21 protein-coding genes and 1 pseudogene are annotated in these 23,459 nt (G+C 48.3%); 19 read left to right on the forward strand and 3 right to left on the reverse strand.

Features of this window, described 5'->3' with window-relative positions; all coding sequences use genetic code 11:
• Positions 1 to 307: 307 nt before the first annotated feature.
• Positions 308 to 1,021 (forward strand): DUF7832 domain-containing protein, encoded by a 714-nt coding sequence (locus tag AC58P5_RS22355; RefSeq protein ID WP_497390486.1) that lies wholly within the window; start codon positions 308 to 310, stop codon positions 1,019 to 1,021.
• A 118-nt stretch (positions 1,022 to 1,139) separates the two neighbouring features.
• Positions 1,140 to 1,703, forward strand: coding sequence for a hypothetical protein (locus AC58P5_RS22360; RefSeq protein WP_497390488.1), 564 nt, complete (start codon positions 1,140 to 1,142; stop codon positions 1,701 to 1,703).
• A 152-nt stretch (positions 1,704 to 1,855) separates the two neighbouring features.
• Here the strand turns inward: AC58P5_RS22360 and AC58P5_RS22365 are convergent, their stop codons facing one another.
• Positions 1,856 to 2,404, reverse strand: a complete 549-nt coding sequence (locus tag AC58P5_RS22365) for an O-acetyl-ADP-ribose deacetylase (RefSeq protein WP_497390489.1) — start codon at positions 2,402 to 2,404, stop codon at positions 1,856 to 1,858.
• An 880-nt stretch (positions 2,405 to 3,284) separates the two neighbouring features.
• On the opposite strand from AC58P5_RS22365, the gene AC58P5_RS22370 reads away from it, so the two are divergent.
• The 10 genes and pseudogenes from AC58P5_RS22370 (at position 3,285) to AC58P5_RS22415 (ending at position 13,779) form a co-directional block, all read left to right on the forward strand.
• The gene (locus AC58P5_RS22370; protein ID WP_497390491.1) at positions 3,285 to 4,790 is read left to right on the forward strand and encodes a TROVE domain-containing protein; all 1,506 of its coding nucleotides are present in this window, start codon (positions 3,285 to 3,287) and stop codon (positions 4,788 to 4,790) included.
• 432 nt (positions 4,791 to 5,222) lie between these two features.
• A complete protein-coding gene (locus AC58P5_RS22375) occupies positions 5,223 to 8,153 on the forward strand; it encodes a DEAD/DEAH box helicase (protein WP_497390493.1) in 2,931 nt (976 codons plus the stop codon).
• Between the two features lie 223 nt (positions 8,154 to 8,376).
• Entirely contained in the window at positions 8,377 to 9,756 is a 1,380-nt protein-coding gene (locus tag AC58P5_RS22380; RefSeq protein WP_497390495.1) for an amino acid permease, read from the forward strand.
• A 207-nt stretch (positions 9,757 to 9,963) separates the two neighbouring features.
• Positions 9,964 to 10,404 carry a hypothetical protein gene (locus tag AC58P5_RS22385; protein ID WP_497390497.1) on the forward strand — a complete coding sequence of 147 codons (441 nt, stop codon included), beginning with the start codon at positions 9,964 to 9,966 and terminating at the stop codon, positions 10,402 to 10,404.
• Positions 10,405 to 10,691: 287 nt separating this feature from the next.
• Positions 10,692 to 11,363, forward strand: coding sequence for a TetR/AcrR family transcriptional regulator (locus AC58P5_RS22390; protein ID WP_497390499.1), 672 nt, complete (start codon positions 10,692 to 10,694; stop codon positions 11,361 to 11,363).
• Positions 11,356 to 11,880 (forward strand): annotated as a pseudogene (locus AC58P5_RS22395) (GNAT family N-acetyltransferase); the annotation flags it as partial. The gene AC58P5_RS22390 and the pseudogene AC58P5_RS22395, both read left to right, overlap by 8 nt.
• Before the next feature lie 103 nt (positions 11,881 to 11,983).
• The gene (locus tag AC58P5_RS22400; protein ID WP_497390501.1) at positions 11,984 to 12,331 is read left to right on the forward strand and encodes a YxiJ family protein; all 348 of its coding nucleotides are present in this window, start codon (positions 11,984 to 11,986) and stop codon (positions 12,329 to 12,331) included.
• A 7-nt stretch (positions 12,332 to 12,338) separates the two neighbouring features.
• Complete coding sequence (locus tag AC58P5_RS22405) at positions 12,339 to 12,791, forward strand: hypothetical protein (RefSeq protein WP_497390503.1); 453 nt, start codon at positions 12,339 to 12,341, stop codon at positions 12,789 to 12,791.
• A 21-nt stretch (positions 12,792 to 12,812) separates the two neighbouring features.
• Entirely contained in the window at positions 12,813 to 13,379 is a 567-nt protein-coding gene (locus tag AC58P5_RS22410) for a EutP/PduV family microcompartment system protein (RefSeq protein WP_497390505.1), read from the forward strand.
• A 28-nt stretch (positions 13,380 to 13,407) separates the two neighbouring features.
• A complete protein-coding gene (locus AC58P5_RS22415; protein WP_497390507.1) occupies positions 13,408 to 13,779 on the forward strand; it encodes a DUF4180 domain-containing protein in 372 nt (123 codons plus the stop codon).
• Between the two features lie 94 nt (positions 13,780 to 13,873).
• Here AC58P5_RS22415 and AC58P5_RS22420 read toward each other — a convergent pair whose 3' ends face one another.
• Positions 13,874 to 14,728 carry a hypothetical protein gene (locus tag AC58P5_RS22420; RefSeq protein ID WP_497390509.1) on the reverse strand — a complete coding sequence of 285 codons (855 nt, stop codon included), beginning with the start codon at positions 14,726 to 14,728 and terminating at the stop codon, positions 13,874 to 13,876.
• 349 nt (positions 14,729 to 15,077) lie between these two features.
• On the opposite strand from AC58P5_RS22420, the gene AC58P5_RS22425 reads away from it, so the two are divergent.
• The 5 genes from AC58P5_RS22425 to AC58P5_RS22445 all read left to right on the forward strand — a co-directional run bounded on the left by AC58P5_RS22425 (position 15,078) and on the right by AC58P5_RS22445 (position 20,286).
• Positions 15,078 to 15,893, forward strand: coding sequence for a MarR family winged helix-turn-helix transcriptional regulator (locus tag AC58P5_RS22425; RefSeq protein WP_497390511.1), 816 nt, complete (start codon positions 15,078 to 15,080; stop codon positions 15,891 to 15,893).
• A gap of 142 nt (positions 15,894 to 16,035) precedes the next feature.
• Positions 16,036 to 17,484 carry an aryl-sulfate sulfotransferase gene (locus AC58P5_RS22430; RefSeq protein WP_497390513.1) on the forward strand — a complete coding sequence of 483 codons (1,449 nt, stop codon included), beginning with the start codon at positions 16,036 to 16,038 and terminating at the stop codon, positions 17,482 to 17,484.
• On the forward strand, positions 17,485 to 18,570 hold the full coding sequence (locus tag AC58P5_RS22435; RefSeq protein ID WP_497390515.1) for an ABC transporter substrate-binding protein: 1,086 nt from the start codon (positions 17,485 to 17,487) through the stop codon (positions 18,568 to 18,570).
• A 57-nt stretch (positions 18,571 to 18,627) separates the two neighbouring features.
• A complete protein-coding gene (locus AC58P5_RS22440; RefSeq protein WP_497390517.1) occupies positions 18,628 to 19,410 on the forward strand; it encodes an ABC transporter ATP-binding protein in 783 nt (260 codons plus the stop codon).
• Between the two features lie 15 nt (positions 19,411 to 19,425).
• Positions 19,426 to 20,286, forward strand: a complete 861-nt coding sequence (locus AC58P5_RS22445) for an ABC transporter permease (RefSeq protein ID WP_497390519.1) — start codon at positions 19,426 to 19,428, stop codon at positions 20,284 to 20,286.
• A gap of 121 nt (positions 20,287 to 20,407) precedes the next feature.
• Here the strand turns inward: AC58P5_RS22445 and AC58P5_RS22450 are convergent, their stop codons facing one another.
• Positions 20,408 to 20,860 carry a RidA family protein gene (locus AC58P5_RS22450; protein ID WP_497390521.1) on the reverse strand — a complete coding sequence of 151 codons (453 nt, stop codon included), beginning with the start codon at positions 20,858 to 20,860 and terminating at the stop codon, positions 20,408 to 20,410.
• A gap of 221 nt (positions 20,861 to 21,081) precedes the next feature.
• On the opposite strand from AC58P5_RS22450, the gene AC58P5_RS22455 reads away from it, so the two are divergent.
• Both AC58P5_RS22455 and AC58P5_RS22460 read left to right on the forward strand, forming a co-directional pair.
• Entirely contained in the window at positions 21,082 to 21,516 is a 435-nt protein-coding gene (locus AC58P5_RS22455; protein WP_497390523.1) for a hypothetical protein, read from the forward strand.
• Positions 21,517 to 21,864: 348 nt separating this feature from the next.
• Positions 21,865 to 23,337, forward strand: a complete 1,473-nt coding sequence (locus AC58P5_RS22460; RefSeq protein ID WP_497390525.1) for a stalk domain-containing protein — start codon at positions 21,865 to 21,867, stop codon at positions 23,335 to 23,337.
• Positions 23,338 to 23,459: the final 122 nt, after the last annotated feature.

Consider the following 23,459-nt stretch of genomic DNA (forward strand, 5'->3'; position numbering starts at 1 on the left):
TTTATACTGATCATTACATTTTTCCCCTATACTTAACCAGCTAATCCTTCGGCGAGCCCAACTCTTCATTTTATGGAGCCTGAGTTTAGCAGGTAGTTACTTTTGTTTATTTTGGATTCATGCCTGCAGAGCTCATACTTGAATAAGTAGAACATTTAATAATGTTCTCTTAGAAGAGAGTGGTTGCATCAATGAACGTTCCCCTAATCACCTAAGAAAGCCGCCAACTCTCTTTTCCATGCAGGAAATCTACAAACCTTGCCTCCTACCAGAGACAGGATCCCCGACAACACAGAGAGGTGACAAATTGGACAAAATCGAAACCGTACTGACCAAACAGGGAAAGACTTTTAAAACCTATTACCATCTGATGCTGACGGAAGCGACGCAGGTTTGTATCGTTAATATCGTTAAGGGCCGGTTATATGTGGACAAAAAAACGATGAATCCCGTCTACGAACCCTATCCCACTAAGGGTGAAGCGATCAAGCGGATGGAGGAGCTGGTCGATGAACTGAAAAGCAAAGGGTTCGTCGAGGAGCCGAGGGACGTTTTATTTCAGATACCGGAAAAAGAAATCGTCGTGTTCGATAAGGCGAAGTGGCACTATGAAGGCGATTTTCCGTCCGAGCTAGATAGGTTCCAGGCCTACGTCCCGACGGGGATGTTCATTGCCTGGGTGATTAAGAACGACCTCATCGGCAAACGAAGCCGCAAGGAAGACGCGCCGGAGATGGAGCTTGTCAAACGGGATGAGATGACGGGCGCCGAGTTTTATCGTACCAACTGGGACGGCGTGCTCAGCTCGAAGGAATTGTCGGAGGAAGCGGAGGCGTTTGCCCGCGAATACCTCGATATCCAAAACGATGTTTATACCGCCGTCGATTTCACGAACGTATTGGCGGCTGGCTTGCCGACGATCTATCATGTGGAGGACTCGCTTGAGAACTACCGGATCATCGAGCCGGTTATTACGGAGCGTTACCGGGATTGGAAGTCCCGTCAGGGAAGCCCTGCCTGAAGCTAGGACGGTTGTGTGATTTACTTTTACGATGTACTTTTTCTCAGCTAAATCCTTCAAAACTCCTGCCGCAAAACCGATATAAAAGGAGCACTTGTAAAAAAAGGAGAGTACGGGGATGTCTAAACGCAGCAAAATTGGTTTTTTGATCGGAATGGCCGTTGTCCTGCTGGTTGTTATGTCAGGGTGTGGAAGCAAGGAAAAGAATGAAGAGGCAAAACCGGCGGAGACGGCTAAGAGTTCGCCTGCAAATACCGCCAATCCGGCGAATGCCTCGGCTAAGCCGAAAGAGCCGGCTCCAGAGTCTAAACTAAGTGAGATCAACAACTTTATGACGTTGTCCATCTGGAACGATGGATTCGTAAACGTCGGTTTTTACACAAGCAGGGGTACGGGCAGTACAGGCCAGACAATGGATATGGATTTTACAATGGAGCGCCTGGGCAAAGCGATGGAAAAAAAGGCGGAATACGATGCGTACATTCAGGGACTGGACGCCAAGTATGATAGCGTGAAGCAAGTATGGGCGAAGCTTTCGAAAGAAACCGACAGCCTGTATAAGCAGCTTAAGGAAAATACACCGAAGGCCAACGACAAGAGCTATAAGTTCGATACGGGATTATTTGAGCAGTACAGCGATGCTTTTAGAGATGATGTACGGGCTTTGAACAAGAAGCAATGAGCGAGTAAGGTCTCCAATTACGAAACCTGATCGCTAAAAAGGCGTGGAGTTCTGCTCCAAGCCTTTTTTTGCTGCCGGCTATTCAATCCAGTTGAACAAGTTTTTTCATCGCCCTGATACTCTTCGCCAGTTCTCCGCCAGTTCTCCACCAATTACCTTTCCGCCATCCGCTCCTCATATATCCGGTAATTCTCCTCATCAAAACAAACAAAATAAACTTGTTCAATCCCTTGGGGCTCTGACAACAAAAATGTCTTCACCGCCGCCAGAGCTATGTCAGCCGCAAGAGGTTTCGGAAACCGGTAGATGCCTGTGGAGATGTTCGGAAAAGCGATGCTTTTCGCATGATGCCCTGCGGCCAGCGCAAGCGAATTCCGGTAGCAGCTTCCGAGCTTGTCCGCCTCGCCGCCGGTTCCACCGTTCCAAACCGGGCCCACGGTGTGAATGACATAGGAAGCGGGCAGATTCCCCGCTGTCGTAAGGACGGCTTCGCCGATTTGGCAGCCTCCCTGCCGTTCGCGGATTTTGATGCACTCTTCGAGAATTTTACCGCCTCCCGTTCTATGTATCGCTCCGTCCACTCCGCCTCCTCCGAGCAAGCTTGTGTTAGCGGCATTGACGATGACGTCGGCCGTTACCTTAGTGATGTCTCCTTTTATGAGCGTCAGGGTAGTTTGACCGACCTTCGCATTGTTTTCCATATGGTTCCCTCCTGTAACGGTATGCTTAACGGGCGTACGCAGCTAAATCCCTTCCTCGACCAAGTGTTCATTTTTGAGAAGTCTGCGCTGCATAAGATTGTTGTATCCCGGCTTCTCACGAATGGTTGCCAGACCTCTTTATGCCTATGTTTCACTTAACCCCACACAGCGCCCAACGAGTCAGACAAGCAACATACTTCCCACAGCCCGCACTTCTCTGCAAACGTTCACCCTATACATTTCTAACCGTACACCTGTCTACTTTTTTACCCCTTTCGATAAGCCATCGAACGTATTCCCACAATAAATCCCGGCAGCTTTCGCGTAAGCGGCATCCCCAATCTTTTTCACATAAAAAAGGTAAATTTTTCTCTTGTCGTAATACTTTCGCCATGTTCGCGGAGCTGAAAATGAGCGAAGATAGGTACAGAAGGCGGGCACGTTAAACGGCCCACCGGATAAAAATCACCGAGGCGCCTGGACGGGTTACTTCGACTTTTAATCGGCTGGTCGTTGGTTCGAGTCCAACTTCCTCCATGGGGAGGAATAGCTCAGATGGTAGAGCAGCATGTACCTGTCCGACCTATTTCCTCGGTGGTTTCTACAAAAGAATAGGCGGAGCGAGGCGCCGGAAAGGGTTTCTTCGACTTATTAGGGTTAAGTATGACGCTGTCCGAGGGACGCTGCGAACCTTTTCAACTATTTTCCTCGCTCCGCTTCTACTCAAAAAATGAATATCCGGCGAGGCGCAGGAACGGGGTCCTTCGAGCTTATCGACCAATGGCAATACCCCGGGCAGTACGGCAGGTTCGACTCCTGCAGCAGACCGGTTCCGCTTTTTCTTCGCTGGAGTTCTTTCTAAAAAAGGAGTGTGTGAATCATGAGTATGGCAAAAAAGCTGTTCGGCGCGCTCAGACCGGACACCTACAATAAAGACAACTATCCCGCGTATACGCGGTCAGCGGAGGAGCGGTATGTGCAGACGCTGATGACGAATACGATGGGGAACACGTACTACGCGGATCAGCAGGAGCTGGTCGCAGATGCGATGCAGCTTCATCACGAGATGGCCGAGGCCAATCCCAATTTTATGGCCCGGGCGATTGTGTTTGGCCGGAACGCCGGTTTTATGCGGCTTCAGCCTTTGTTCGGGCTCGCGATTCTTTCCATGTATCGTCCGGATCTGTTTGCGAAGATTTTCCGGCAGGTGGTGCGGATTCCTTCGGATTTGTCCGATTTTCTGACCATTCTGAACGGGCTCGGCCGTGGAGAAGGCGGTCGCGCCGTCAAGCGGCAGGTGAACCGGTTCTTGTCGGAAGTGTCCGAATACTGGGCGATGAAGTACAACGGACGCGGTCGCGGATACAGCCTGGGGGACGCCATTGCGACGGCGCATCCGAAGCCGCAGGATTTGAAGCAGCAGGCGTTGTTCCGCTACTTGCGCGGGATGGAGGCCAATCTGACGCTGCTTCCGCAGGTGGAGGCGCTGGAGAGCTTGAAGCTGGCCGCAACCGAGGAAGAGCAGATCCGCTGGATCGAACGCGGCAAGCTGCCTTACGAGACGGTGACGGGAGCCATCAAGCCGTCCAAGGCGGTCTGGGAGGCGCTGCTGTACCAGATGCCGACGTTTGCGCTGCTCCGTCATTTGAACGCGATGCAGCGGGCGGGTGTGCTCCAAGATGCGCGGCATGTGGAGTATATCGTGCAGCGGTTGACCGATCCGCAGGCGCTGAGCAAAGCGAAGATCCTGCCGTTCCGGCTGGCGACGGCTTTCCGGCAGGTGGAGCATCCGGAGCTGAGGGACGCTTTGCGGGAAGCGGCGGAGCTTACGTTCGACAACCTGCCGGAGCTTGGAGATCAGACGGCGATTTTCCTCGATATCTCGGGCTCGATGAACGGGCAGTATCTGGAGACCGGTGCGGTTTTTGCCCTCGCGCTGTATAAAAAGACCCGGGGGAACTCCCTGTTCTGGCTGTTCGACACGGAGGTAATGGATGCGAAGCCTTCCCGTAAAGACAGCATTTTGACCCAGGCGGCGCAGATTTATGCCCGTGGAGGCACGGATACGGGAGCGCCTGTCCGCAAGCTCATCCGGGAGCGGAAGAAAGTGGACCAGATCGTAATGATCACGGACGAGCAGCAGAACAGCGGCAGCGCGTTTTATAAGGAGCTGAAACGGTATCGTTCCAAGGTGAACCGCGACGTAAAGGCGTTCATCATCGACATTGCGCCTTACCGCCATACGATGGTTCCCGTTCAGGACCCGCAAACCTACTATATTTACGGCTGGAGCGACACGGTGCTGTCCTACATCGCCCAGACCGTGCAGGGCTATTCTAGCTTGACCGAACAGGTGGCGGCACTGGATTTAGAGAATTTGAATTAAGCCGCAGTAGAAAAAAACGGGCAAAACAGCCTCCGGTTATACACCATACGTTCAATGTGCGGCTTCATTTTCTTGCCGAAATGGCAGAATAACGGCCGTACGTTGTTTTTTGTTTCAGAAGAGATAAAGAAAGGGGATAACAACGGACAACGGATGATCCTATCCTTTACACGTGCTCCCGGGAAGGGAAGACGCCGATCAACTCGCACATAAAAGAGCAGGGAAGCGACATAGACGGAACGCTGCCGGATGATGAAGAATTTTGGGCCGGAGGCAAGCTGAGATGGGTGGCCGGCGGATTGGACGGAGCCTTCGGGCATCAAATGTTCGATAATAAATTGAAAAAATAAGAAATAAATGTATGATTATAAATTAGAGGGCACTCGTCTGCCTTCTTTTTTTCTATGACAAATGAAAGACTGGGAGAAAGATATGAAGGGCAAAAGCGAACAAATCACACGGTATTTCAGAAGCGTGATCGCGGCACATACACATTCGGGAATTAATTTTAAGGATGATTCCTTTTTTATTCTAAATCGCAATGAGTTGATGAAGGGGCAAATCGATGCAAGTATTAGCTCAAAAATCTTTTTAGAAATCGAAAAAAAATCAGCCGCTCGAGAGAAAAACAGGACTCCACTGCTTAAACAGAATGTTCTAATTTGCGCCAAGGCTGCAAAAACCGATTATGAAGCATACGTAAAGACTCAGGATGAAGTTGAAGAACTTGCAGGAGTCTTTTTTATTCCAGCTGTTCTTGATCGGAAAGGCACGCTTGCATATGATGGCAGTGACAAAAAACTTCCTTGGTTCCCAAGGGAGTATTTACAGCCCATGGTAGAACCTAAATTGTCCGTAGGCCGTGCGGAAGACGTGGACCAATTTATAAGCGATCAAGTGGACCGTGTGGAACAAATGAAGACTTGGGACGAATATGCCGATTTTTTTCGGGCATTTTTTGAATCGGTAACCAAAGCCGACTTTGAACGAAATGAGATTCCGAGTGATGAAACCGGAGACAGCCCAATCGAATTGGAACGGAACGTTTATCTGTTTATTGATAACACGGTGAATTCCACATTCCACATCATGAAATTGTACAACCATTTGCTTAAAGCAGAACAACCTCTGGGTCTATATGAACGGTTTATTTCTACAAAGGCTGCAGACCTTGACCCGCTAATCGAAAACAGCCTGACGACTATGCAACAGCATGCAGGACAAATGGGGGGAGGGTATCCTCTGTCCCCTTCGCAAAGGGAAGCCATCAACCATTATAATCAGATGAAAGACGGAGAAGTTTTGGCAGTAAATGGGCCGCCGGGTACAGGAAAAACAACGCTGCTGCAGTCCGTTGTCGCCGATTTGTATGTCAAAAGAGCATTAATGAAAGATAAGGCGCCGCTTGTTGTCGCGACCTCTACAAATAACCAGGCTGTTACCAATATCATCGCTTCGTTCGGGAATATCACTAAAATTGGAATTGCGAACCTTGAGGAACGATGGATTGAAGGAGTGAATAGTTTTGCCGCTTATTTTCCCTCCGCGCAGAAAATAAATGAGGCACGAAATAATGGCTACCAATATACGAATGTTAAAGGAGAAGATTTTGTAGCGAATGTAGAAACAAACGAAAATTTGGAAAGCTCCAGGCTCAAACTGCTACAAAATTGCAATACATATTTCGGAACGGAATATGAGGAGTTAAGTGATTGTCAGTCCAGGCTGCACGAGGAGTTATGGTTTTTAGAAGACAGAAGAAAAGCCCTTCTGAAACTGTGCAGCGAGGCTGATCGCTTCAAACATAACGGAAAGGGAACAGATGTCTGCTTTAGTTTACTTGAGGAAGAAATCGAACAGCATCAAAAGGCTATTGAACACATTACAGTGAGATTAAGAGAATGGAAAGTTTGTTATAAAAAAATTCCCTTTCTCTTAAGATGGTGGCCAAAACGAGTACAGAAACAGTTCAAAGCATTCATGGATGAAGATGAGGTTAGCTTTTTAAAGGATACTATGAATCTCCATTTAATAAGTGAAGCATACAACGTCCGGTTGGCTGATTATAATCGAAGACTTACCGAGCTTAATGAAGAACGGGCTATTCTGATGCAATGGATGCAGCAATATGACGGTGAGTTGCAGTTGTTAGAAGAGCACGGTGTGACGATGCACAATGACAGGAAAGAACGTTATCAGATTGCGAACGGTAAAATAAACGAACTAGTGGATACCAAAATCCGTTATATGGAGTTTTGGTTAGCTGTTCATTATTTTGAGTGCAGGTGGGCGGACGGAGAAGATGCGTTAACCGAGAAACAGAAGGGCAAGACGTATAAGAACGTGTTGGAGAAATTCTACAAGAGACTGGCGATGATTACTCCGTGTCTGGTTATGACGTTTTTCATGCTTCCCAAACAGTTCTTGGCGTACGGTGATCAGAAACAATTTTTTCTCTACAATTACATTGATTTGCTTATTGTGGACGAAGCAGGCCAGGTTTCTCCGGAAATTGCGGCGGGAGCATTCTCTCTGGCTAAAAAAGCACTCATAGTTGGTGATGTCTACCAAATTGAGCCTGTATGGGGTATCCAACGTGCATTGGATAAAGCTCTTGCGCTCTCTGGCGGGGCTATTCATGAACTTGATAAATATGATCAATTGGAAATTTGCGGATTAAACGGGTACGGCTCTAGTGTAATGAAAGCTGCGGCAAACAGCTGCAAATATCAAAAATATGAACAGCGGGGGTTGTTCCTGTCCGAGCATCGTCGTTGTTATGATGAAATCATAGAATTTTGTAACAAGCTGGTCTACAAAGGCAATCTTGAGCCTAAGAGAGGCCAGGGGAAGGAACATGCGGAGCGTGCTATAAGCATGTGGCCTCAGATGGGGCACCGACAGATTGACTCAGAGAATTCGAGCAAGCAAGGAACGAGCAGATACAATCGCAGGGAAGCTTCCGAGATAGCGGATTGGTTAAGTAATCATTATGAACGGATTCAGTCTGCCTATCCTAAAGAAGCAGATAGAAATTTGATTGGAGTGATTACTCCTTTTAAAGCTCAGGTCAGCTGCATTCAGAGGGAAATCAAAAAGCGTGCTCCACACTTGTATGCTAAGATCAGTGTCGGTACGGTGCATACGTTTCAAGGGGCTGAGCGTAATCTTATTCTTTTGTCTACCGTGTACGGCAAACAAGAAGGTTGTTTTTTTCTGGATGCAAACAAGAGTTTGATGAACGTGGCGGTGTCCCGTGCCAAAGATCATTTTTTTGTTTTTGGAGATACTCAATGCTTGAAAGACACACTCGGCAGCGCCAGTGGATTGCTCAAGTCAAGCATTATAAATAATCGTATATAGCATCACTACGTTCCAATAAATGCCTGCTTGCCCGCAGTTGTATTTGCCAATATTCTGTCATACAATTTTTTGTAACGTGAAGGGAACGTTAAGCAAAAAACGCAGCACTGCCGCTTCATCCGGAGTGCATCACACCAAGTTGGGGGGAACGGTGTTACGAACTAGTAATGGTTGGCAAAGCATGAAAAGCAGATAACGAACACATACGAAGGGGAGCGTTCTTTTGGAAGCCAAACAATTAACCAGAGGACTGAAGCCCCGGCATATCGAGCTGATTGCGCTCGGGGGCACGATTGGCGTCGGGCTGTTTATGGGTTCGGCCAGTACGATCAAATGGGCCGGCCCTTCCGTGCTGCTTGCTTATCTTTTGGCCGGGATTATTATGTTTTTTGTCATGCGGATCATGGGGGAGATGCTGCTGCTCGAACCGGTGACGGGCTCGTTCGCTACGTTTGCCCATAGATATATCGGCCCGCTCGCCGGTTACGTGACCGCCTGGAGCTACTGGTTCTTATGGGTCACGGTCGGGATGGCGGAGGTTACGGCGATCGGGATTTACGTGGGCTACTGGTTCCCGGACATTCCCCAGTGGCTTCCGGCTTTGATAGGCGTGGGAATCATTGCGGCGGCCAACCTGGCGGCGGTGAAATTTTACGGGGAGTTCGAGTTCTGGTTTGCCATGATCAAGGTCGTCGCCATCGTATTTATGCTGGTGATCGGAACGGCCATGATTTTCTTCGGTTTCGGGAACGGCGGGCAGCCTATCGGTCTCTCGCATCTGTACAGTCATGGCGGTTTTTTTGCCGGGGGGCTGAAGGGGTTCCTGTTTGCGCTTTGTATTGTAACCGCTGCTTACCAAGGTATCGAAATGGTCGGCATTACGGCGGGCGAAGCCGAAAATCCGAAGCATACGCTGCGCAAAGCGATTAAAAACATCATTTGGCGCATTCTGATTTTTTATGTAGGCGCTATATTCGTAATCGTGACGATATATCCGTGGAACCAGGTCGGTGAAATCGGCAGCCCCTTCGTGATGACTTTTGCCAAAGTGGGCATTGTCGCCGCAGCGGGCATTATCAATTTCGTCGTGCTTACAGCGGCGATGTCGGGCTGCAACAGCGGGATTTACAGTGCGGGCAGAATGCTGTACACGCTGGCGCAGAACGGGCAGGCCCCCCAATTTTTTGGGAAGGTCTCCAAAAGCGGTGTCCCGAGAAACAGCATCATTACCACCATTTCTTTGCTGCTGATCGGCGTGCTTTTCAATTACTTGGCGCCGGATTCGAAGCTGTTTCTGTACATTTACAGCGCCAGCGTTCTTCCGGGGATGATCCCCTGGTTTGCGCTCGCCTTCAGCCAGTTTAAATTCAGGAAAAAGTGGAAGCACGAGATGGCGGATCATCCTTTCAAATCCCGGTTTTTCCCGGTCAGCAACTATATTACCATCGTGTTCTTGTTCCTGGTCATCATCGGCATGTGGTTCAACCCGGATACACGCGTGTCCCTGATCGTCGGAGCCGTGTTTATTGCGGTCGTCATCGTAGGGTATTATGTTTTTGGTATCGGGAAGCGGCAGATCGCCGGGGAAAATGAGGAAGCGTAAGCGGCTAGAAAGCCGGGCGAATTCAGGCGAAAGCTTGGGTTTGGCCCGGTTTTTTTGATTTGTAAAGTTCATTCAGATCACACGTGTTTATTATTCTCTGAATGGTCTCTACTAAACCACTATCATGGATTTTATATTACATATATGGTATATTATAGGTGTTTATATAAACATAAACCAAATAAAACAAATGGAGGATGATCAACTGTGTTCAAATTGAAGAAAATTGTCCCGGCCTTAGTTATAACGTCATCTCTATTATTGTCGTCCCAGTCTGCGTTAGCCGTTTCCGGGTTAGCGGATACAAGAAGCGAGGCCCTAAATGTATATCCAAATACAGACTATACATGGACGCTGGATACGGCGGCGGATGAAGATTGGTTTTATTGGACCAATACTACCAGCAGCACTCAATATTTATCCGGCTCCTTGCTATCTCCTGCCGGCAAAAATTATAATTTGCAGCTTGTGCTTGTTACAGCAGGAGGCTGGGAGTATGTCTTGAACACAAACGATAACGGTCCGGGACAACACGACGGTTTTAATTCGACTCTTCAACCTGGAGATAAGATCTACTTCAAAATTAGACCGAGTGGATTCGATTACGACAAGTCTAACCCGTATAAATTTAATTTTAAAGTAAGCTGATCTTGTAAATATTTTTTCTATGGTAATAGTTTAGAGGGGCATAAGGCCCCTCTTTTTCTTTTTGAAAAACACGCGACGGATGCGGGTTTGCCGACAACTGCTGAACGGTATATCGTTCGTGTAACCGTCTAAAGAATGTACACTAAAACTGAACATAACGAAATAAAGCACGCTTTCATCATGGATGCGTGCTGTTTAATGTTGGAATAGTTATTGAAAAACGACATGAATGTCGTTTATAATTCAACTAGAACCATACACAGTGCTTTTGAACGGAGTTAAAAAAGATGTCTCCCAAAGTGAACGAGGAATACAAAAAGCAAAAGAAAATCGCTTTGCTGCAATCGGCCAAACAGGTATTCATCCGCAAAGGATACAACGGAGCGACCATGCAGGACATCATGGAAGCGGCTGGCGTGTCGAGGGGAGCGTTATATGCCTATTTCGATAACATGGAGCATGTTTATCTGGAATTGCTGCGGCACGAGGACCGGAAGCATGAGATTCATTTTCGGAGTGACGACAGGGAGAACTGTTGGCAGCAGGTAAGGAATTGGTTGAATAAGCAGCAGGACGAAATCGGGAGCATGGATGAGACGCTGGTGCTGGCGAACTCGCAGTTTTTCTCATCGGCCCAATACAGGAATAACAAAGACGCCTATCCTTACATCGCGGCACGGTATGAGGGGACCCTAGAGGTGCTGACCGGTTTTTTTGAAAAAGGGGCAGCCCAGGGAGAGTTTGCACTCCGGCTTCCGGCCGAAACCATTTCCCGGTATCTGATTTCGTTCATGGATGGATTAATCATGGATACGGCCCATATGGGTCCTGAGAAAACAAAGGTGAAAGAGCAGCTGGATGCTCTGCTTTTTACCCTGGAAGCTATGCTCGGTCCGGTTCAAGACAAGACGGAGACAACGGAAAAGGAGAACAAAGAGGATGTTATTTTAATCTTCTAGAGTATCTTTCCGAAAAATGACGGAAGAAGACGCAGCCATTTACCACACATGGAGAAACGATATGGAAGTGATGAGAACGACCAATCCTTCCTTGGATTTGGTTACTTATGCGGAGACCCGGCAATTTGTGGAGCAGGTGATTTTGGGATCGGGTACGTCCAAAAGCTATATGATCCTGGATAAGCCATCCGGGCGGTCCATCGGAATCACTTCTTTGATTCAGCTTGATTTTAAAAATCGCAGCGCAGAGTGCATCCTCGACATCGGCGAGAAAGAATTTTGGGGCAAAGGTTATGGGACCGAATCCTTAAGGCTGCTGCTTGATTATGCTTTTCTTGAATTAAATCTGCACAGGGTATCCTTGCGGGTGTTTGCTTTTAACGATAAAGCCGTCGCTTTGTACGAAAAAATCGGGTTCAAACGGGAGGGAGTCTCCCGGCAAGCGGTATTCAGGGAAGGGCAGTGGCACGATATCCTACATATGGGGATTCTTCAAGAGGAGTATAAGCGTGTTTGACGGGATGAGAGTGGCCTGGAGGTTGCAGCTCTGCTGAAGTATCAGATCCGATATGAATAAAAGGTGATCGATCATAAAAAGAGAAGAAATCATTGAACGCTTAATGCTTTTGTATACGACGGATTTGTCCAGACCTTTTCCCTATAAAGATCTTAAGCTGATAGAGCAACACTTTGAGCTTGAATTTTCCTTCCTTTCAGAGAAAGCTTGTTTAAATGCCGACTTCAATGATTATTGTACGACTGTCGCAGGAACTATCAGTTATGTCCTTAACGGCAAGGAAGAAGATATCCCACCACGACAATTACATTTAATGAAGATGAATTTTTTTGAAAGATTCCCTTCTTATAAGTTTTTTGAAAATAAGGTCTCTGACTATCCGGCCTTTCAGGATGAACTCAAAAGTTTTGAAAAAGCAAGAGGGCTGCTGCTACGGTATTTTATTAGGTGAGCGGTGAATGAATTTGAAATTATGGAAAAAGTCCACCACGGATGTACATTTTGATGATATAGATTTTCATGATGCGCTAGTGGAGCGGATTGAGGTAAAAGAACGGGAGATTATCGTTGAACTTGAATCGGTCAACATTTTGCCGGGGCACCCGCTCAATCCCTACGACGTTGCTAAAAATACGGACAGATGCAGGTTAATTTTCCAGCAGGTCACTTCAAATCAAGCCGTCATGTACTCCTCAGAGGAAAATATTCCCCAGCCGATTCAGTGCACAGACTTTAAAAGCTTAGAGATTCTTAAATTCGAACATTTCCAATCGGATGAGTCTCAGGTCTTCAATATTTTTGGTGTGGACGATCAGTTTTGCTTTTGGGAAGTGAGGGCTGGAGGTTTTGTTCTCCAGTGGAACGAGTTTATGGGAGATGCCTGGTTTGTAGGATGGGAGAAAGATCAATAAATTTGCCAAACGGTGGTCTAAATGAAGAGAATTCATATCATCGGATCGGTCGGAAGCGGCAAAACGACTTTGGCCAGAAGGCTGTCATCGGAGCTGGGGCTTCCTTACCATGAGCTGGACAACGTGGTCTGGGAAAGAACCCCGGCGGGAGACGTAAGACGAACGGATGAGGAGCGCGATGCCTGTCTGGCCGGAATCGTTGGGGTTGACGACTGGATCACGGAAGGAGCTCATCAAGCCGGCTGGATCGGACCTTGTTTGGAGCGTGCGGAACGGATCGTTTTTCTGGATACGCCGTATTCCACACGGTTTAGGCGCATCGTCAGCCGGTTTATTCGGCAGAAGACCGGACGGGAGCAGGCGAATTATAAGCCGACGTGGGCTATCCTGAGGAATATGCTTCGCTGGAATCACCGGTTTCAGACGGAAGGCAGGCTTAAAGCGTTGGAGCTGCTAAAGCCGTATGAGCATAAAATGCTGATTTTGAAAGACAACCGTCTGCCGAATGCGTCGATTTTAGCCGATGCCAGAGAGGGCAAGCAGATCGGCGCTCAGACAGAACGTTCTTCCATGACGCACCATCTATAAAAATCAATCAAACGAAGGGGAAATGAACATGAATATCACTGTCGACCAGCGGGAACATTCGAAAATCGCCGTCGTCTCAAGCGAGGATGTGGTCATTAGCAGCGTAAACGATGCGCTTGACTTAATGGCCGAGATTCGTTACAACCACGAATGCGATAAATTGCTTCTCAGAAAAGAACAGCTTACGGAGGATTTTTTTGAACTGAAAACGAAACTGGCCGGAGACATTTTGCAGAAATATATCAACTACCAGTTTAAGATTGCCATCGTGGGGGATTTCAGCGGGTACAACAGTAAGAGCCTGAACGATTTTATTTACGAGTGCAACCAGGGGAACAACGTGTTTTTCAAAGGGACCGAGGCGGAGGCGCTGGATGCGCTGCATGGGGTAAAATTTTAAAACTCGGCTGTGGTGTAAAGACGCCTGAATAACCGATTGATGATCGGATTCGGCGTCTTTTTTATAGGAAAGAAGATAAAAAGAATAGTGGAGTTTAATTAAATACATGATCAATAAATTCTTGTGCTTGTATACGAGCTTCGCTGTACTTGTCGTTTTCGGTAAGTTCTATTGTTTTGTCTAAAAACTTTCTAGATAGAGGTTGGTCTTGGTTTAATAGAGAGGCCCCGATATAATAAAAGTAACCCGGATATTCAACCTTATCTTCTTTAATAATTAATTGCAACGCAGCTGAAGTAAGGCTGATATACATGTAGTCCACATAGTCTTTCATTTCATCGTCTTTAGGGGCGGGATAGCCAACGCTAACAAAAAAATCTAAATCCCTTTCCGGCGGAACTGACGGCGGTTTAATATCTTTAAAGGGTGGTACACTCTTCTCTGCAGAATAGTTTCCCCAAATATATTGAGAAGGAGCAGCTAAACTATTCCCATATTCCTTAATGTCTTTAGATTTCTGTTTGAGCAGGTTTTTAAGTGCAACTAATTCTTCTTTTTTATAGAGGATTGGTGCTTTTCCAGAGCCTTTAGCGAGAGAGTTTCCTAAGTTTAAATGAGCTGTAAATTTAGAACTCCATAGGACGCTTTTCAGTAGTTGAGCATTATAAACATAAGGGCTGTCTTTGAAATCATTAATTGTGAAATCTAAATAGGTAAGTGCTGTATCCAATTCTCCAGCTTCGATCTTTTTGAGAGCTATTGAATAAGGTTCAGGGATTTCGATTTCTTTAGGCTTAGCTTCTTGCTGTTCCACTGTGGTGCTTGGTGTTGTATCCGCATTTGGGGCCGTAGTAGCGGCAGCTGCTTTTTCTTCCTGCTCTTTTGTTTGCCCTGCACACCCTGCGAATAACAGTAGAAAGGAAGCTCCGAGTAAAACTTTCTTGATCATTTTTTCCTCCGTAGAATCTTATTTTCATATCATAAACTATTGAAAATATACATAGGACTAACAAATCACCCTATATATTTCGGTAGGATTAGGTATTTCTATTAGAAAAATTTCAAACAACATTAAAACCTACTTGACAGGTATGATTAATTGGTTTAATCTTACTTCAAGATTACTAGATGAATTCTAATCAAATGAATATTCATTAAGCGAGCATTAATTATTTTATAACTAAACAAATGAGGACAGCCGATTGGACCGCCAAAGGCTCCTGTTATCTCTTGCCGACACACGGAGGAGATTTCGGGAGCTTTTTTGTTTCTACGGCCCTCCTTACGAAAGGAATGGCATGCACGAAAAAGACTGGGCGTTATACGAAGAGGCCGATTGGCTCTTCCGCAGGCTGGTACGCAAATTTGTGAAGGAACGCGACAAAATTTCCGTCGAAGGCATCGCCTTGCCGGGCATGCTCATCCTGAACTCGATTCATAGCCAAGGAGAGCAGCGGCTGGGTGAGCTGGCGGAGCAGCTGGATTTTACGTCCGGTGCCGTAACGGCGCTGTGCGACAAGCTGGAGGCAGGCGGCTACGCGGTCCGCATAAGAAGCGAGTCCGACCGCAGGTCCGTCGCGCTGGACATTACGGACAAGGGCCGGGAACTGCTTCGGCGGAACAGCGGGCTCAGCGGGCATATGATCGACATCTTGTTCGGCGGGTTTACGCCGGAGGAGCTGGAGCATCAGATCGTATTTTCCCGGAGGCTGCTGGAAAAGCTGGACGGCTTCACGGAAGCGGTGCTGGCTTATCCCGGAGAAGACGCGGGGGACGCGGAAGTAGACGGTCCAACCGAGGGAGTTCCGTCACCCGTGACGGCCGCAGAGGCGGATACTTCGCAGATTTCATTGCTGCACTCGTCTGCACAGCCGGCAGCGATAGCTGTTTCGGCAGGCTCGTCAGTCAAGTCAGCGAGGGGAGCGGCGGCCGGCCCTGAATTGGAATCGGCCCCATTGTACGCCAAGCCGGAACAAGGAAACGCCTCTGCTAGCTCAACACCCGAACCGTTTTCAGAATTACTGACGGAATCGTCATCCCCACCCTCTGCGGATCAGCCACCTGCTCCCAAGCCGAAAACGGCGAATCGCAAGAAAAATTTCATTTCTTATTAAACAGGCTGGCCGAAGTTTTTGAGACAAGAGAAGTATTCTTTTCAGTTTTCTATGTAGAAGTCAGACGGAATGGATAAGCATTGCTGTGTGAAGACATTTCGTTTTACAAACCAAATCCAACCAAAGAGAGGACGTTAACCATATGGGACATCCGACGATTTATCCGACAGGAACGACAGTTTACAAACCCGGCAAAAGCTGGAGCGGCTACACACTGTACCAGGCGGCGGAAACGGGGGCGCTGCTGATTGACATGAACGGGCGGGAGGTTCATTTGTGGAAAGGCCTGCGGGGGTTCCCGAACAAGCTGCTCCCGGGCGGGTACGTGTTCGGCAGTACGGCGGAGCGCGATCCGAAGTACGGGTTTCAGGATGAGGTAAATCTGGTGCAGGTCGACTGGGACGGCAATATCGTCTGGAAGTTTGACCGCTACCAGCACATCGAGGACCCGGGGCATGAGCCGCAGTGGATGGCGCGCCAGCATCACGACTACCAGCGCGAAGGCAATCCGGTCGGGTACTACGTGCCGGGGCAGGAGCCTAAAGTCCACTCCGGGAACACAATCGTGCTCGCGCACAAAAACGTGAAGCGTCCCGAAATTTCAGATAAAGAACTGCTGGACGATACGATCCTCGAAGTCGATTGGGAAGGGAATGTCATCTGGGAGTGGACAACAAGCGATCATTTTGAGGAGCTGGGCTTCGACGAGGATGCCCGGAAGGCGCTGTACAACGACCCTAACACCCGTTTCTTCGGTGCCAATGCCGGCGACTGGATGCACATCAACTCCGCTTCGGTCCTCGGGCCTAACAAGCATTACGATGCGGGGGACGAAAGATTCCATCCGGACAACATTATCTGGGACGCGCGGGAGACGAACATCATTGCCATCACGGATAAAAAGACCGGTAAAATCGTCTGGAAGCTCGGTCCGAACTACAATACCGAAGAGACAAAGCACATCGGCTGGATCATTGGTCAGCACCACGCGCACCTTATTCCGAGAGGATTGCCGGGAGAGGGCAACGTTCTGATTTTCGACAACGGCGGCTGGGGCGGCTACGGCGCACCGAATCCGGAATCGCCCGACGGCATCAAAAACGCCCGCCGCGATCACTCCCGCATCCTGGAAATCAACCCGGTCACACTCGAAATCGAGTGGCAGTACACGCCGACGGAAGCGGGCTTCCAGGCTCCGCTCGATTCTTACCGGTTCTACAGCCCGTACATCAGCTCCGCCCAGCGCCTGCCGAACGGCAACACGCTTATCACCGAGGGCGCGGACGGCCGGATTTTTGAAGTGACGCGTGAGCATGAGCTGGTGTGGGAGTACATATCTCCTTACAAAAACAAGCGCAACTCCAACATGGTCTACCGCGCCTACCGCGTGCCTTACGAGTGGGTGCCGCAACTGGAGCTGCCGGAGGAAGTGGAAATCGCACCGATCGACGTAGCGGATTTCCGTCTGCCGGGAGCGGCTGCCCGCGGAGCGGTAACAACGGTGGAAGTGGAAGGAACCGTCTCCTACGGTGAGGGAGCGCTGTGCGTAGCGAGAACGGACGAAGGCCAGCGGGAACCGGAGAAGGGGTAGGTGAGGATGATGAGAGAGGTTACATATAAAAGTAAAAAGGCTGCGGACCACGTTGGCCTCCGCCAAGCCCGTCCCCACCGCTACGCCCGAACGCTGCTGGCTCTGGTGCTCACCGCCGCGATGCTGGCCGTACTGGCCGGCTGCGGCAAAGCGGCCGCCGACCCCAAACAGGGCGGCGCGGCCAAGCTGAAGCTGAAAATCGCGGACATTTCCACCAACTCGATTTTCCGCGTCGCCAAAAGCAAAGGCATCTTCGACAAGCACGGCATCGATGCCGAGCTCGTCTCGTTCGCCACACCGGCCGAAGGCGTCAACTCCCTGTTTATTAAACAGGTGGACGTCGCGTTCGGCGCGGATTTTCCCCTGCTGAATGCCGTGAGCAAAGGCGATTACGCCATTTTCGCCTCGTCGGGTACGGCAACCGATCTGAGCGCCAGCGAGTGGAAGCTGTTCGTCCGCAAGGACATCAAGAGCGCGGCCGATTTCAAGGGCAAGAAGCTTAGCTTTTCCCGCGGCACTTTTGTCCCATACCTGTGGGATGTGTATCTGGGCCAGAACGGCGTCAAATTGTCCGAGGTGAAGCTGATCGGCCAAGGCGGTTTTGATGAAGCGTATGTCGCGCTCAAAAAAGGCGAGATCGACGGCGCGTGGGTATACGGCGCGGTGCTCAACGAAAAATTCGGCGCTCTGGCCGAAGCCCACGAGCTGACCGACATGTCCAAAACGCCGGTACGCCTCGGCAACGGCCTCATTGCTCCCACTGAACTGCTCAAAGCGAACAAAGCCGGCTTCGTCAACTTCCTGAAGGCGATCGACGAGGCTTCCGCTTACGCACAGGCGCACCAGGAGGAAACCGCGGACCTCATGTACAAGGAAGTCAAGCAGCCGAAAGAGGCGACCCTCAAGGACCTGCCCAAAAACCCGTGGAAAATCGGGTTCACCGATAAAGCGTACAACGGCTACAAGGAGCAGAAAAAATACATGGTCGACAACGCCATCATCGAGAAGGATTTCGACCTCAAAAGCAAGCTGCATTTGGACATTTTGCGGGAAGCTTTCCCGGACCGGGTTATTGAAGTGAAGTAGTACGGATAACGGAAAAACGGCAGCATACCGCGCCAAAACTGAACAGGGGGATGAAGTATGAGCACTAAGACAGCGCCGAAACGCAACGAAATCCACATCGAACGCCTGGACAAAAGCTACATGCAGCCTTCCGCGGGCGAGCTGCACTACATCATTCAGGACGTGAATCTGGCGGTCCGGGGCGGCGAGTTTTTCGTCCTGCTGGGACCGAGCGGCTGCGGTAAATCGACGCTGCTCAGTCTCATCGCGGGCTTCGTCTCCAAGACGTCCGGCGAGGTGCGCGTCGGTGACCGCGAGGTTGACCGGCCCGGCCAGGACCGCGCCGTCGTCTTCCAGCAGGCCGATTCGTCTCTGTTCCCCTGGCTCACGGTCAGGGAGAACGTGGAGTTCGGCCTGCGCATGAAGCGTGTCCCGGCGGCCGAGCGCCGCAGCATTTCCGACCAGTACATCGAACTGGTCGGTCTCAAGGGACACGAGAGCAAGTTCCCGCGCGAGCTGTCCGGGGGTATGAAGCAGCGCGTGCAGCTGGCCCGCGTGCTGTCGAACGACCCGGCCATCCTGCTCATGGATGAGCCGTTCGGCGCGCTCGACGCAATGACGCGCCGCACCATGCAGAAGGAGCTTCAGCGGATTTGGCAGGAAACCGACAAAACCGTCATTTTTGTCACCCACGACATCCAGGAAGCGCTGCTGCTCGGTGGCCGTATCGGCATCATGTCCGCCGGCCCGTCGTCCAACATCTCGCACATCTACGACGTGCCCCTTGCGTATCCGCGAGACCTGGGGTCGCCGGAGTTTTACGAGCTGTACAACCGCATCCAGGCGCATTTCGACGAATAGGGAGGAGAAGCCGACATGAACACGAACGCCATTACGGCAAAAAAACCGATCACGACCAAGCCGCCCATACCGGCTGTTTCCGCCCGGAAACCGCTCATCCGCAAGCCATGGTTCAAAAAAACGCTGCTCACCCTCGTCTTCTGGATCGCGGGACTGCTTCTGTGGCACGGGCTGTCGCTCGTCTACGGACCGGAAATCCTGCCCGGTCCGATCCTGACCGCCCAGGGCGGCTATGAGCTGCTCGCTGACGGCACCCTGCTGCAGTACATCGGCATCAGCTCGTACCGCGTCCTGCTCGGCTGGACACTCGGCAGCCTGATCGCCATCCCGGTCGGCCTCGTCATCGGAAAAGTGGACGCCATCCGCGCTTTCGCGGAGCCGTTTCTGAACTTCATCCGGTTCATCCCGCCGATCGCGTTTATTACGCTGTTCCTCGTCTGGTTCGGCATCGGGGAGACGTCGAAAGTCGTGCTCATCCTGTACGCAACTTTCTTCATCGTCGTGCTGAACACCTTGACCGGCGTGCTCGCCGTCGAAGAGGACAAAATCCGCTCCGCCCGCAGCATGGGCGCCTCCGAATGGCAAATCGTCCTGCATGTCATCATTCCGGCCACCGTGCCGTACATGTTCACGGGTATCCGCCTCGCCATGGGCACTTCCTTCATGGCTATCATCGGTGCCGAAATGATCGCCTCAAACGAAGGCGTCGGCTATCTCATCTGGAACTCGCGGCTGTTCTTCCGTACGGACTGGATTTTCGTGGGGCTCATCTGCCTCGGGCTGATGGGCTTCATCACGGATCGCGCCGTGGCGCTGCTCGGGCGTAAGCTTTTGGCGCGGTATGGGGTTGTGGGGACGGTGGGGGGACGGCGGTAAGGGGTCGGGAGTACGAACAAAAGAACCTTAAGAGCTATCAGCTCTTTAAGGTTCTTTGTTTGTTTCTGCATTTTAACTAAATCCGTGTTCCGATCCGGGTAGCATGAATACTCTTTTACATTTATTTGTGAATTTCAAAGATAGAATCAATTATAATAGGTAAATTATCTCTCAGCGACACAGCTCCGAGTACAGACCTTGCATGAACACCGTTGTCCATGAAGATATTGAACATAAGATCCGAAAAACCATCTAAAACTTTATGGTGTTCCTGAAAATCAGGGGTTGCATTTACAAATCCTTGTACTTTAATAACTCTCTTTATTTTATCGAGTGAGCCTAGTTCTTCTCTTAAGACAGCGAGGACTTCTAGACCTGTTTGCATCGCAAAGTTATACCCTTCCTCTGTCGTATAGTCTGAGCCCAGTTTCCCCTGAGGGGCTTTAGAAGGTCCTTTTCCCGATAAAAATAGTAATCCATTAACGACTACGAAGTTAGTATATTTGGCTGCAGGCTTACTAGCTTGAGGAAGAATATAACCGAGTGATTGTAACCTTTCTTCAGGCGTTTCCAATTGTGAGGCCCCATTTCCTCTTGAATGTAATTTATATAAATAGTAAGTAAGATGGAATTTGTTGTAAAGAAGATGATTGAGAAGATTTTAGATCAGCGAATAGCAGGTTCTATAAAAGTTAGAACTACATTTTACACAGGCCGTCAAATACAATTGGTTTATCAGCCAGGTCGATACATGGGGTCAATCACTTCAAAGCAACGTACAAGGGAGGCGACAGGATGAAAATTTTTAGATATTTTTTTCTATCATTAAACATTCTATTGTCCTTTTGCGCAGGCTCATGGGCTTATCAAGCTGTTCTGTGGTTAGTTTGGGAGCAGACTATAAGTGAAGGGGATTTACCAGCCGTTCGTTATTGGGCGGGAATTGCGTATTTAATCATCTTGGTTCCCTTATATCTTTTAATATGCGCTTGTATTACATCCAAAATAAAAACCGGATTTTTACGTATACTTCTTTATCCTATAGGATGCGCATTAACATTTGTTCTTCCAACCTTATTTATACTTGCGGCTTTTGGCGGTGGAAGTCCCTTTTCGGCGGAGGCGTTCCTGTTTTATGTGTTTTTTATTTCTTCCGGCGTGGTGTTTGGGCTTAGGTATGCCTTGATCACGTTTATGGAGCCAGTGGAAACCGGAAAACCAATATTCTAGAGCGACTTTAGTACTCTAGACTAATGGACATTTATTAAAAGGCGATTAGACCCTGGGCAAGAAGGGCGGATTGCTTTTCGTCGCTGACTATGATAACGACTCCGTCTGGCATACCACGCCGTTGTGTTCTAGTTATCTGGATCGGATAGTATTCCTAACGGATGGTCTTAGTGCTTCCGGTTCTTATGTTTTTGGTATGATACGTGGTGGCAGAAAGGTTCGAAAAGGGTTTTAATTTTTAGTGCTAAATCCCCCCATTTAAATAAGCAATATTGGAAATATTATATGGATCTATAACCGTATTTTAGGTAAACTCATATTATTATGATTAATAAAGGGGATATATAAGTGAAAAAAATATTTGCAATTTTCCTAAGTATTTTTTTGTTGACGTTTACTCAATCGATTACAAGTGCAAGTGAAGAAACTGAGAGTTTAAGAGTTAAAAAAGTCGCTTCATATAGTTCTAGTACCTTTGCTTTGTTAGAGAATGGAGATGTTTTAGCGTGGGGATATAATGATTCTTTTCGTCTAGGCGTTAAGGTGACGGATAAAGAAAAGTGGGATGGACCTGTTAATAAAATCATGCCTGAACCTGTTCAAAATCTGAACAATGTAGAAACTTTAGAAATAGGTAAGAATAATCTGGCCATAAAGAAGGATGGCTCCTTATGGATATGGAGTTTTTTTGTTAAAGAAACTAGCCCTAGAGTTTACCCTCAAAAAGTGCATGGAGCAACTAATATAAAAACTATCGAAGGAGGTAAAGGGAAATTTATTGTTATGAATGATGGAAAAGTAATGGAAGTTAATATTCCACAAAAAGTTACCAAAGATATATTGGAGTTTTCTGACGTATTTCATGAATGGCCATATCTTAATAACGTCAAATATATAGATGATGGTTTAGCAGTGAAAAATGACGGTAGTATTTGGGTCTGGAATACTAATAATGACTCTACGCCTTATGATTTTAAGGAAATTAAAAATTTAAACAATGTTAAAAAAATTGATAATGGAGGTTGGGCCAGATATGTTGCATTAAAAGAAGATGGAACCGTGTGGGCTTGGGGTAGAAATGACCTTGGACAAGTCGGAAATGGCAAAAAAGGCGATGCTAGTGAACCTACGCAAGTAATTGGATTAACGGGAATTGAGGATATTGTGGTTTCGCCCTCACACGCGTTTGCTATAAAAGAGGATGGTACAGTTTGGGGATGGGGCTATAATTATTTTGGGAATCTAGGCGACGGGACTAGCGAGAACAAAAACCATCCAGTTAAAATTAATAGTTTAAGTGAAATAAAGTCAATAAGTGTTACTGCTGGAATTTCGTTTGCTATTAAGGAAGATGGTACAGCGTGGGCATGGGGAGGAAATTCCTACGGAAGATTAGGAGACGGAACTCAAGAACATAGACCTTTGCCAACTAGAATATTAGCAAAAGTAAACAACACCAATAACGAGACTGATTCCATACAAGTAAAGTTAAACGGCGAAACACTTAATTTTGAACAACCCGCAGTTTTATTGGGTGGGAAAACTATGGTACCCCTTAGAAAAATTTTCGAGTCTTTAGGGGCTAAAGTTAGTTGGGATTCCGAGACTAAAATAGTTACCGTCCATAAGGACAACACTTTGCTAGAACTTTCTATTGGAACTAATATTGCGTTTGTAAATAATAAAAAAGTAGTTCTTGAAGAATCTCCAAGAGTGGTCAACGGAAGCACCCTAGTTCCGCTTAGATTTGTAAGTGAGACACTTGGCGCCAAGGTTGAATGGGACTCAATAAATCGTACAGTTCTAATTACTACAAACTAAAATTAAAGACAATCTATTTTCACTAATATTAAGCATACCTCTTTAAATAGTCATTGGAACCTTAGGGTTACCGATGCAATTTAAAGGGGTTTTATTTTAGCGCAGAGGAGCAATTTAGCCCC

This window comes from Paenibacillus sp. JT31N7, assembly GCF_059692095.1.

Excerpts from the sequence above, each read along its gene's own strand:
- AC58P5_RS22375 (WP_497390493.1), top strand. The coding sequence starts at position 5,223 with ATGAAGGGCAAAAGCGAACAAATCACACGGTATTTCAGAAGCGTGATC.
- AC58P5_RS22445 (WP_497390519.1), top strand. The coding sequence starts at position 19,426 with ATGAACACGAACGCCATTACGGCAAAAAAACCGATCACGACCAAGCCG.
- AC58P5_RS22430 (WP_497390513.1), top strand. The coding sequence starts at position 16,036 with ATGGGACATCCGACGATTTATCCGACAGGAACGACAGTTTACAAACCC.
- AC58P5_RS22390 (WP_497390499.1), top strand. The coding sequence starts at position 10,692 with ATGTCTCCCAAAGTGAACGAGGAATACAAAAAGCAAAAGAAAATCGCT.
- AC58P5_RS22360 (WP_497390488.1), top strand. The coding sequence starts at position 1,140 with ATGTCTAAACGCAGCAAAATTGGTTTTTTGATCGGAATGGCCGTTGTC.
- AC58P5_RS22370 (WP_497390491.1), top strand. The coding sequence starts at position 3,285 with ATGAGTATGGCAAAAAAGCTGTTCGGCGCGCTCAGACCGGACACCTAC.
- AC58P5_RS22365 (WP_497390489.1), bottom strand. The coding sequence starts at position 2,404 with ATGGAAAACAATGCGAAGGTCGGTCAAACTACCCTGACGCTCATAAAA.
- AC58P5_RS22405 (WP_497390503.1), top strand. The coding sequence starts at position 12,339 with ATGAATTTGAAATTATGGAAAAAGTCCACCACGGATGTACATTTTGAT.
- AC58P5_RS22415 (WP_497390507.1), top strand. The coding sequence starts at position 13,408 with ATGAATATCACTGTCGACCAGCGGGAACATTCGAAAATCGCCGTCGTC.
- AC58P5_RS22410 (WP_497390505.1), top strand. The coding sequence starts at position 12,813 with ATGAAGAGAATTCATATCATCGGATCGGTCGGAAGCGGCAAAACGACT.
- AC58P5_RS22425 (WP_497390511.1), top strand. The coding sequence starts at position 15,078 with ATGCACGAAAAAGACTGGGCGTTATACGAAGAGGCCGATTGGCTCTTC.
- AC58P5_RS22440 (WP_497390517.1), top strand. The coding sequence starts at position 18,628 with ATGAGCACTAAGACAGCGCCGAAACGCAACGAAATCCACATCGAACGC.
- AC58P5_RS22420 (WP_497390509.1), bottom strand. The coding sequence starts at position 14,728 with ATGATCAAGAAAGTTTTACTCGGAGCTTCCTTTCTACTGTTATTCGCA.
- AC58P5_RS22400 (WP_497390501.1), top strand. The coding sequence starts at position 11,984 with ATGCTTTTGTATACGACGGATTTGTCCAGACCTTTTCCCTATAAAGAT.
- AC58P5_RS22455 (WP_497390523.1), top strand. The coding sequence starts at position 21,082 with ATGAAAATTTTTAGATATTTTTTTCTATCATTAAACATTCTATTGTCC.